At 59.2% G+C, this 10960-nt stretch carries 5 protein-coding genes; 1 reads left to right on the top strand and 4 read right to left on the bottom strand.

Going from position 1 to position 10960, the window contains the following annotated elements; all coding sequences use genetic code 11:
• From ACU680_RS19490 to ACU680_RS19475, 4 genes are all read right to left on the bottom strand, one after another.
• Positions 1-2158: Ig-like domain-containing protein (locus ACU680_RS19490; protein WP_448180285.1), on the bottom strand; the 2158-nt coding region annotated here is incomplete at its 3' end.
• A gap of 183 nt (positions 2159-2341) precedes the next feature.
• Positions 2342-7144: an immunoglobulin-like domain-containing protein gene (locus ACU680_RS19485; RefSeq protein WP_367083755.1), complete on the bottom strand. Its 4803-nt coding sequence runs from the start codon at positions 7142-7144 to the stop codon at positions 2342-2344.
• Between the two features lie 191 nt (positions 7145-7335).
• On the bottom strand, positions 7336-7731 hold the full coding sequence (locus tag ACU680_RS19480; protein ID WP_007962157.1) for a YbaN family protein: 396 nt from the start codon (positions 7729-7731) through the stop codon (positions 7336-7338).
• 10 nt (positions 7732-7741) lie between these two features.
• The gene (locus ACU680_RS19475) at positions 7742-8329 is read right to left on the bottom strand and encodes a UPF0149 family protein (RefSeq protein ID WP_007962155.1); all 588 of its coding nucleotides are present in this window, start codon (positions 8327-8329) and stop codon (positions 7742-7744) included.
• Positions 8330-8749: 420 nt separating this feature from the next.
• Here ACU680_RS19475 and recQ point away from each other — a divergent pair, with 420 nt between their 5' ends.
• A complete protein-coding gene (gene recQ, locus ACU680_RS19470) occupies positions 8750-10879 on the top strand; it encodes a DNA helicase RecQ (RefSeq protein ID WP_007962153.1) in 2130 nt (709 codons plus the stop codon).
• Positions 10880-10960 lie beyond the last annotated feature (81 nt).

The raw sequence follows: 10960 nt of genomic DNA, 5'->3' as shown, positions 1-10960 counted from the left end.
CCGCGGACACCTGCCCACTGCCATACAGTGCGATAGCGGTGAAGCTGTGAGCGGCCACGCTCAAGCCTGTCAGGGTCAGTTCCCACAGGCCGGTTGTCAGGTTAACCGTCGCTTCACCTTTGACGGTGGTGCCATCCTTGATCTGGACTTTCTGTCCTTTGGCCCCGGCCCCTGACAGCTTGACCATGGTGTCGACAGTCGTACCGCCATCCGGGATTTCCACCTCGCCAGGTAAACCCTTCACCGAGTCAATAGTTGGTGGTACCAATTCCACCACTTCCCCGACGACAAAAACCAACGGATTCGAATAACTGATCTTGTCCGTTGCATCCCGAACGATGTGGTAGCGCACACTTAACTGTTCACCGCGACGGGCTTCAAAGTACTGCTGCACAAACGCGGCGTTGAGCGGAAATTTAACGTCTTTGCCGGCGCTCAGGGCATTGAGTGTCTTGTCGTCTTCGAACAGCAACTTGTTCGACGCATCATGCAATTGCCAGTGCACCACATCCTTGGGCAGGGTCGGATTGTTCACCGGGTTGGGGCAGGTGACTTCGCTGATGCCGTTGGGCAGGTCCCTGGGTTCCAGCGCACCGTCCTGTTCACCGAGCAGGATGGGCGGAACCAGCTCAAGCCTGGGCTCGCCGATGTTCAACGGCGCGGCGGGCAGGGAAGGCCTGCGAATGACCTCGTCGTTCTCGCCTTCGCTGAGCAGGTTGTACGACACCTTCAGCGTGCCGCCTTCGCCGGGTTTCAGGTAGTCGGGGCCTGAAATGATGACGATGAAGCCGTCGGGGTCATTGGCCTCCTGCAGGGTCGGAAAGATCCAGTCCAGCTCGGGCTCGAAAACGGTGCCGTCCGCCAGGGTGATGCTCCAGAGCAGTTCGATGGCGTTGTCATCGGTGATCAGCGGATCGAAGGGGAAGCGTACGATCACGTTCGCCAGGTCCGGATCCAGCGCACCGCTTACGGCGCTTTCGACGATGGGGGCTGCCAGACGTTTGGGTTCACCCTTCATGTTGATGAAGCGGCCTCTGGAGCGTTGAATGATGCGGCCGTCACGTTCCAGATCGAAGAAAAACACCCCCTGGGTTTTTGCCAGTGCCCGGGCACCGTCGTTGTCCATCGGCACCTCGACCACAAGCGGTGGATTTTTGTCGACGCGCTGGCGAGCGTCGACCGCCACGGGGTCGCCGTCGAGGGTGGTGCCCTGCAAGTGCATGATGATGATGTCGCCGAGTTTGAAGTCGTCGGACGATGCAGCAAAGACTTGGAGCAGCAATTGTTCATTGCCTAACTGGTCGAGGTCGAGTTCGTTGCCGTCAGCCTGTTTGAGAATCGGCGCATCCAGCCGCGAGTTGCCGGTGTCGACGACAATGCGCGCTTCCTTGCACCAGTCCTCGGAGTCGTTGTCGACAAAGTCTCTGACCAGGAATGAAACCGCCAGCCCTTCGTTCCCGGAATCACCCGCCGCCCGGATGATGTCTTTACTGATATGGATGACGATCGGGTTATTCAGCGGGTCATCGATCTGCGCTTGAGTGACCGGCGCCGACGCCACCAGCTTGCCGCCCCAGCTCGCGATGATCACGTCGCCCACGGCGATGTCGGGATAAGGCAGGTTGGAGCCACTGCCGGGTACGGCATTCACCACAATGTCCACACCTTTTTCGGCGGTGTCCTTGTCGACACCGTCCTGAACAATTTCCGGTGGCCTGAATGCCATGTGCAGGTTGGAGTGGCCCTGCTCTGGATTGGTGTCCTGGCCGGCGGGGATGTCCAGTTTGACCGCGAGTTGGAGTGGCGGAGCAAAAGGCTCCGGCTGTTGAGCGACTCGTGTCACCCGATAGGCCAGCTCCCAGGCGCCGGTCTGAAAGCGGCCCGGTGCGACAAACAGGGTGGTGCGCTGGGTTTGCTCGGCCGGCTGGGTAACGGTTTGCTGGTCGACCGGAACGTTGTTGAGCAGCAGCTCGACCTTGTCGCCCAGACCTTTGTTCGACCAGACCGGGAGCTGCACCTTCAGGCCCAGAGCGGGAAAATTGAGCAGTGCGGCGGCGCGGTTGATGGCCCACTTGCCGTCCGGTAGCAACTTGGCGCCGGGGATTTCGGGGTCGAGCAGCGCGCGTGTACTGATGGCCTTTTTGGGTTGGACGAGCATGACGGGAACTCCTGCCGAACGGTGTGGGCGGTGGAGTGATTGAGCGATCAGACGGGGGATTTGGCTACTGTCAGATCTGACAGGTGAGTATGGATTTTCGACCAGCGGTCACACCCTTGGATTCGCTTTACGGTGTTTCTCAGCCAAAAAGACAACGGCCAGCGAAGGCCGTTGTCCCCTTCATCAGCGAATGCCTACAACGTTAGAATAACCACCCCCTGTTGTGGCGGATCCTTCACCTCCTGAAACCAGATACCTGGTTTTTTTTGCCGGATATGGCCACCAATAGTTACTGTCATCGGTTGACCAGTAATGATAATTTCCCATGGGCCACCGACTTCCATAAGCCACATGTATTTCGTACAACTCCGCCATGCTGGGGATCCGAGCGCCTGCCGACGCGGCCGATGAGTTGGCTTGCCCCCAGGTTGCATTCCCTAAGCCTATGCAGTGGATTACGTTCGTCACCGTCACGTTGTAGCTCTTGGACTGGTTGGCGCTGTCTCGGGCGGTGATGGTCGCTACCCCCCTGCCGCGCACGGTCACTAACCCGGTTCCATCGACTACCGCTACTCCCGTGTTGCTTGAGACATAGGTATAACCTGGCAGGCCACCGGAGGCCTGATGTCGCACCGAGTTACCAGAGTCGAAAGCAGGAAGAACTTCGGGGTTGCCCGGAATGATGTAAGTCTTGCCACCCAACGTGACCGGGCTGGTATTGAAGTTCAACGGTGCCAACGGATTTTCCCGAATAAAGCTGCGCGACGCGGTCTGTTGATTGTTGGCTACCGACTTCGCGTACACCGTGTTCGAGCCCAGATGAATGCCGAGGCTGAGTGACCAGTCACCGCTGCCGTTGGCAGGCACGGTTTGCCCCGCCACGTTGTTGAGAAAAATCTGCACGCTGTACAGCGGCGTTGCTGCTCCGCTCACGACCACCGAGGTATCGGTGGTTGTCCCGCCCGGGCCCAGTTCGCCGCCTGAATGCCGGACCGAAGTCAGCGTAGTGGTGCGATGGGCCCTGACGGTAAATGAGTGGAGGGGTGACTCAAGCTGACCTCCATAGAGTGCTTTGGCTTTGAGGGTGTAGGTGGTGTTCTGACTGAGGCTGGCAAGTCGAATGCTGCCGCTGCCATTGAGGCCCAGTGGTATCGGCGCACCAATGGGTGCTGCACCGTCGTATAGCTGGACACGCTGATTGCTGTCCGCACTGACGGTTACTGTGACCTCGCTTTCGTACGTCGTGCCATTGTGGCCAATGGAGCCTTTGACGTCGGTGACGGAAACGATACGAGGAGTCGTAGAAACTGCCACGGTAAAGGCACGAGTCGCAGATTCCGGTTGCGTACCGTACAAAGCCCTGGCCTTGATGGTATGGGTGATGGCGCTCAGACCGGTCAGTGTTTTGGTCCAATTGCCACTGGAATCTACAGGTGTGACGGGAGCGACAGCCGTGTTGTTATCGTAGATTTGCACGCTCTGGCCGTTACTCGCAGTGCCGGTAACCGTCACCGTGGCGTCGAACGTTGTGCCATTGGGAGGGATTTCTCCCTTTGAATCACTGATCAGGGAAATGATTGGAGCCAACGCTTCCAGCACAGTGAAAACTCTAACCGCAGATTCTGGCTGACTACCGTACAGTCCCTTTGCCGAGATTCGGTACACGGACGGGGTCAGGTTGGTCAGCGTCTTGGTCCAGTTCCGATTGTTGTCGACGGGTGTGTCGGGTGCAATGGGCGTCGTGCCGTTGTAAATCTGGATACGCTGGTTGGCGACAGCAGTGCCAAAGATGTCCACGTCAGTTTCGAACGTCGTGCCATTGTTGCTGATATCACCTTTTGAGTCGCGCACCCCGGATATGGCTGGAGCCGTAGCTTGCGCCACTTTAAATGTCCGGACTGTCGACTCCAGTTGATCGCCATAGGTTGCCTTGGCTTTGACCGGGTAAGTCCTTGGCGTCAGATTCTGCAGCCGGGTGCTTCCTTCGCCATTGCCGCCAAGTGTTATCGGGTTTCCGATTGCCGTTGCCCCGTCGTAAAGCTGCACCACCTGATGACTGTCCGCGTGAACTGATACAGCGACCTCAGTGAAATAGGTCGTGTCGTTGTCATCAACGGGACCATTGGCGTCCGTAACGGCGGTAATGCTTGGCTTCGTAGCGACAGCAATCGTGAAGGTTCGCGGCTCGCTGATTTTGTCATCGACGTCGTATAGGGCAATTGCCTCCACCCGTTGCAAACCCTCAATCAAATCCACCGTCAATGTCCATTTGCTGCTGGCATCCACGCTTGGCATGCCTTTGGATACGCCATTGATCTGGACATCGACTTCTTCGGCCCGCGTGGCTGTCCCTTCGATCGTCACACGCTTGTCATAGGTCTGGCCCGCTTCGGGAATGACCGTGCCTTGTGCCGTCTTCACGGTGGTGATGACGGGTGTGACGTACTCGTAGTGCTGGTGAATGATCAGCGGCAGTTTCGGGAAAACGATCGCGGCATCTTCATCCGTGCCGTTATCGAACATGACTTTGCAAACCACGATGGCGTTGGAGCCGTGAAGCAATTTCAGCAGTTCCGTCTTGAGCAGGGTTTCATTCAGACCTTGAGTGAGTTGCGTTGAGTTCACTTCATGCGCGCTGAGCAGATCGATTCGATAAGCGCCCGTGCTGGCCAGGCCCTCGATGTACAGCCAGACCCGTTGCTTCAAGGCAATAAACGGCCATGCCTTGACCAGAACGTTCGCGTTCCCGGTGAGCTCCATTACCAGCAATTCACCTGCGGTCGACTGTGGAACCTCGGGTCTTGGCAGCTCCGTTTCAGGGTCTTGAAAAGTGAGAATTTTCAGCGGGAGGGTTTCCGAAGCGGTCCACAAGCCATAGCGCTGGACGTCGTAATTGACCGCTACCTCGCGATTGATATTGGCGCCGACAAACGAAGGTGGCAGGTGGAACCTCACGGTGCCGGTGGCCTCGGCGGGTTTCTCCAGGTCTTCCGAAGTCCCGGCGCCTGGCGTGCCCCGCCATTTCAATCCGAGTGTGTCGAGCAAGGTGTCCATGGTCGCGTAGCTGCAATCGATGTCCACGCCATTACGTGCGTCCATTGGATTCAGCATGCCGCCGGGGGCCTGGACAACCGTAGGTGGCGGTAATTTGCCCAGAGGGATGCCGACCATCACCTCCAGAGGCGCGGAATAGCTGTATTCCCCGGAGGCAGCGTGCAGCAACGTGTAGATGACGGTCACGTAGTAGCCGATATTGGCCGAGACATAGCGTTTGTCCACGCGGAACCTTACGGGTTGGCCGACTGTTGCCAGGGTGATCGGCACGCTTGCGGTGGTGCTGCCGTAGAGGGTGACCCCGATCCAGTGGTAAGTCAGCGTATCGCCCTTGACCCAGTCCACCGGTCTGACCAGCACATGCACCAGTTTGTCTGTTTGAGACGGATCGAGAATGTCATCCGGTGCTTCTTCGACCTTGGGCGCTGGAAGCGTTGCTCGCCATGTGCCCACGCTGGCCCGCAGAAACTCGGACTCACTGGTTCCATACTGGCCGGTAGCATCGTTGAATACCCGGTATTGCAGTTTGAGGCTGCCGTTGTCCAGCGCTAAAACGTGCTCGCTGCTGACGTAAATCGTCACCTCGCCGGCTTTCTGCTCTTCACCTGAGACGGTGTGCTCTTCTTCGTGCAGATAGGCATCGTCGTTGGACTTTTTGCCCAGCCAGATCAACGTCAGGTGATCGCCATTGCGGATACCCGGGTACCTGACCACCACGGATGCCGCCATTACCGTAACCGGCAAAATGTTCCCGACCACCTCGTTGATGGTCGGAGCCGGCAGCAAAGACGGATTACCGATCACCGTAGCGAAGGTGCGCCTGGAATAAAGCGTCGGGCTGCCATCCTGCTTGCGCAATGCATAGGAGGCGTCGAGGGTGCCTTGGGCAAAGAGTTTCACGAACTCGTAGGCAACCGGGATCTCATGCAAATAGGGCGGGTTGCGGACGATGGCTTCAACGCTGAATGTCTGAGGTGGTCTGCCGGGAATCGGAGTGCCAACTACAGTGATCACGAGCGTGTCACCGGCAGTGAAGACGTCGTTGGATTTGATCAGGATCTGCAGGGTGACCGGGTTGGCATCCAGGTCCGCAAGGATGATTTTCCCGTCATCCGCTTCCTTGATGATGAGCGCATCGAGACGTGATACCCCGGCATCGACCTTTACGGTCGTGGCCTCTGACCACTTCACGCTCCAGTTGTAAACCACATCGCAAACATCGTAGTGGATCTTCATTGCCGCACTGTCACCGGCAGTGAGGATATCTTCGGGCCGGGCCATGACGACAATGTCGACGGTGCCTTCCACTTCTGCCTCTGTCAGCACATGTGGCAGAAGAAAAACGCTACCCCACATTGCGAGAATGATGTCGCCCTCCGCGATATTCGGATAGCGCGTGATGGTCATTGGCACGCCCGTGTCGAGCCACGGCTTGGTCACACCGTTATCGATGACATCCTGCGGTAACCCGACCATCTTCAGCTCCGAATGCCAAGGCTCGAAGGGACGCGTGTCGTCACCGGCCGGGTCGTCGATTTCCAGCAACAGCGTCAATTTGGCCGATGGATCGTCGGGCACGGTTTCGCCGGCCCGGGTCAACAGGTAGTGGCAGGTGAATAATCCCGGTAGCAACCCGTCCTTGGGAGCGAAGAAGAACCATCGCTGATTGAGGTGTTCATCGCTGACCTTGAGTTCGGCGACCTTTTCGTCATTCAGGAAAACTTCCAGCAGATCATCGATCGCCATGCCTAGGTAGGGGTCGATAAGGGCAAACAGACCGTCAGGGAACGCCTCAAATGCTTTTTTGTTGATCCCTCCGTCAGCACCCGGCACCGGGATGACCATGTCGGCGAAGTAGGGTGGGTACAATCCTGACAACGGGGCGGGCAGTTCATTGCGACTGGGGAACAGGGACCGACGGAAAGTGAACATGATCAACTCCATCCAGATTGGTGCACCCGTGAACTCAAGGATTTCTGGCTCTGAAAGTTCGAGCTGTGGATCAGGGGCAGGAGTGATTTAAGGCCTGAAGGGGAGGGACTGGCTACTGTCAGAAATAACAGGTGGGCGGGTATATCCGATGAACGGTTGGTCGCTTTTACGAGAGTGAGAGCAGGGTGAAATCAGGGATTGCGCAAGGTTTTCTGTTTGAGGATATACACCGTCACCAATACCGCGCTGGTCAACATGAACCCCCGCGCCCACGGCAGTGGCACCAGGTAGCACGAGAACAGAATGCTCGCCCACATCAAGCCGATCGCGTAGACCTTGCCCTTGAGCGGTATGCCGTTGCCGTCGAGGTAGTCGCGAATCCATGGCCCGAGCTTCGGGTGCTCGATCAGCCATTGATAGAAACGCGGAGAGCTGCGCGCGAAACAGGCGGCCGCCAGCAAAAGGAAAGGGGTGGTGGGCAGCACGGGCAGGAAAATCCCGATCACCCCCAATGCCACGCTGAGCCAGCCGACGGCCAGCAAGAAGTAGCGCAACATCAGGGAGCGGTTGCCTATGGGGTTGTCCATAGGCCGGATCTTAGTGGTGACGTGGCTTGAGGATCGCCGGTTTTTCGTCTGGCGCCTGGCACAGCAGGTACAGCGCGGTCAGGGCTTCTGGGATCTGCACGATCATGTCGTCCATCAGGTTGGCGTCCTTGGCGATGTCTTCGAACTCTGGCTGCTCGTCGAACAAGCCCGAACCGACCATGATCGGCAGGAGCATTTCGCTGACTTCTTCTTCGGCGGTCTCGAACCAGGCCGCTTCACGCAGGAACACGCCTTCCATGAAGCCGATGCACCAGCCGCGCAGTTCGGAGTCGTCCGGCTCGTCGCCCAGGTCCAGGTCGCACGGCAGTTCGAATTCTTCGTCGGACGCCAGTTGACGGGCGATGTGCGCCTTGAGGCCGATCAGCGTGGCCTCGATCTCTTCGCGCTGGGCCTCGCTGCTGTAATGCGGCTCTTCGGCGAACAGGGCGTCGATCCACTCACGCTCCGGTACATCTTCTGCACAGATCGACAGGGCGGTCAGGTAACCGTGGGCGGCCACGTAATCCAGCGCCTCTTCGTGCAGCTCGTCGGCGTCGAGAAAGACTTGCAGGCGGGTTAGTTGCTCAGCGAAGGACATTACGGGGCTACCTTGGGGGAATAAACAATGCGGGAATTCTAGGCCTTCTTGCGCGCTCAAGCCAGCCGCACGGCAGATTTGCCCCGCCACGGCCCGCAGATCCACCGCCCATCCCTGTAGGAGCTGCCGAAGGCTGCGATCTTTTGATTTTGTTTTTCAAGATCAAGATCAAGATCAAAAGATCGTCCGAACGCGGCCCGCGCCTTCGGCAGCTCCTACATGGGAAAGCGAGGCAGTGTGGCGGAATGAGTCTTCTCAGCGGCACCCCCTGCCGGGGAGGGCTCGGGTATACTGCCGCGTTTTGCGCTCCCTGCTCGTATTGCGGTGGTTTGGCAATGCGCTCTTACGTTTTGTTTAAGCAGCTGTGGCTGTCCTGAACCAGCCTGTGCAGGGATGTTTCGGTAGATTTTTGGAGTTTTTATGCTCGAACAGGCTCAACGCGTCCTCAAGGACATCTTCGGCTACGACAGTTTCCGTGGCCGTCAGGGTGCAATCATTGAGCGCGTGGCCAGCGGCGGTGATGCGCTGGTGCTGATGCCTACCGGTGGCGGCAAGTCCCTGTGTTTCCAAGTGCCGGCGCTGCTGCGCGAAGGCCTGGCGGTGGTGGTGTCGCCGTTGATCGCCTTGATGGACGATCAGGTCGCCACCCTCGAAGAGCTGGGCGTGGCCGCCGCTGCACTGAACTCCACCTTGAGCGCCGAACAGCAGCGCGATCTGGCGGCGCGGATCAAGCGCGGCGAAGTGAAGATGCTCTATCTGGCGCCGGAGCGACTGGTGCAGCCGCGCATGCTGTCGTTCCTGCAGGGCTTGAACATTGCCTTGTTCGCCATCGACGAAGCGCACTGCGTGTCGCAATGGGGCCACGACTTCCGTCCGGAATACCTGCAATTGGGCCAGTTGGCGGAAATGTTCCCCGACGTGCCGCGCATCGCCCTGACCGCCACCGCCGACAAGCGCACCCGCGAAGAAATCGTCACCCGCCTGCACCTGCAGAACGCCGAGCGCTTTCTTTCGAGCTTCGACCGGCCCAACATCTTTTACCGCATCGTGCCCAAGGAGCAGCCGCGCAAGCAGTTGCTGGCGTTCCTCGCCGAGCGGCGCAGCGATGCCGGCATCGTCTATTGCCTGTCGCGCAAGAAGGTCGAGGAAGTTGCCGCGTTTCTCAGCGAGCAGGGCTTCCCGGCGCTGCCGTATCACGCCGGTTTGCCCAATGATCTGCGCGCCTACCACCAGAAGCGCTTCCTCAACGAGGAAGGCCTGATCATGGTCGCCACCGTGGCGTTCGGCATGGGCATCGACAAGCCCAACGTGCGTTTCGTCGCGCACCTCGACCTGCCGAAATCCCTTGAGGCCTATTACCAGGAAACCGGGCGCGGCGGCCGTGATGGCCTTCCGGCGGACGCGTGGATGGCCTACGGTTTGCAGGACGTGGTGATGCTCAAGCAGATGCTGCAGAACTCCGAAGGCGATGAGCGTCACAAGCGTCTGGAGCAGCACAAGCTCGACGCCATGCTCTCGCTCTGCGAAGAAACCCGCTGCCGCCGGCAGACCCTGCTGGCGTACTTCGACGAAGACATGCCCGAGCCGTGCGGCCACTGCGACAATTGCGTCGACGGTGTGCAGACCTGGGACGCCACCGAGCCGGCGCGCCAGGCGCTGTCGGCGATCTATCGCACCGGCCAGCGCTATGGCGTCGGCCACTTGGTGGACGTGTTGCTGGGCAAGGACAACGAGAAGGTGCGCAGCTTCGGCCATCAGCATCTGTCGGTGTACGGCGTCGGCAAGGCGCTGAGCGAGAGCGAATGGCGCTCGTTGTTCCGGCAACTGGTGGCGCGTGGTCTGGCCGATGTCGATCACGAGGGCTACGGAGGCCTGCGCCTGAGCGACACCTGCCGGCCATTGCTCAAGGGCGAAGTGACCCTGGAACTGCGCCGCGATCTCAAGCCGCAGGTCACCGCCAAGACCGCCAGCAAGAGCCCGGCCAGTCAGCTGGTGCGTGGCGAAGAGCGCGAACAGTGGGAAGCCCTGCGTGCACTGCGGCGCAAACTCGCCGAGGAGCATGGTGTGCCGCCGTACGTCATCTTCCCCGACTCGACCCTGCTGGAAATGCTCCGCAGTCAGCCGACCTCGCTGGCCGACATGGCGCGGGTCAGCGGCGTTGGTGCACGCAAGCTGGAGCGTTACGGCGAGGCTTTCCTCGAAGTACTTGGCGGCGAGGCCGAAGCGCCGAAAGCGGTGGCCGACGTGCGCCACGAACTGATCACCCTGGCCCGCGCTGGCATGACCCCGATGCAGATCGCCGGGCAGTTGCAGTGCTCGGAAAAGAACGTCTACACCATGCTCGCCGAGGCCATCGGCAAGCAGCAGTTGTCGCTGGAGCAGGCCTTGGACTTGCCGGAAGAACTGATGGGCGAAGTGCAGGACGCGTTCCTCGACGGCGAGGGCGAGTTACCGTCGGTCGCCGAAGTGGCCGAACTGTTCGCCGGTCGCGTGCCGGAGGGCGTTCTTTACTGCGTAAGGGCTGCGTTGCAATCCGAGTTTGAAATGTAAGAGGGCGTTTGCGCCAACCGTCAGGCAGTTGTAACGATTCAGTACAGGTCGGCTCTTGCCTATAGCTAAATGTCATGCTTA

The organism is Pseudomonas sp. LF020 (assembly GCF_053456425.1).
The sequence above is the reverse complement of the archived record's forward strand: the minus strand, read 5'-3'. Positions and strand labels throughout refer to the sequence as shown.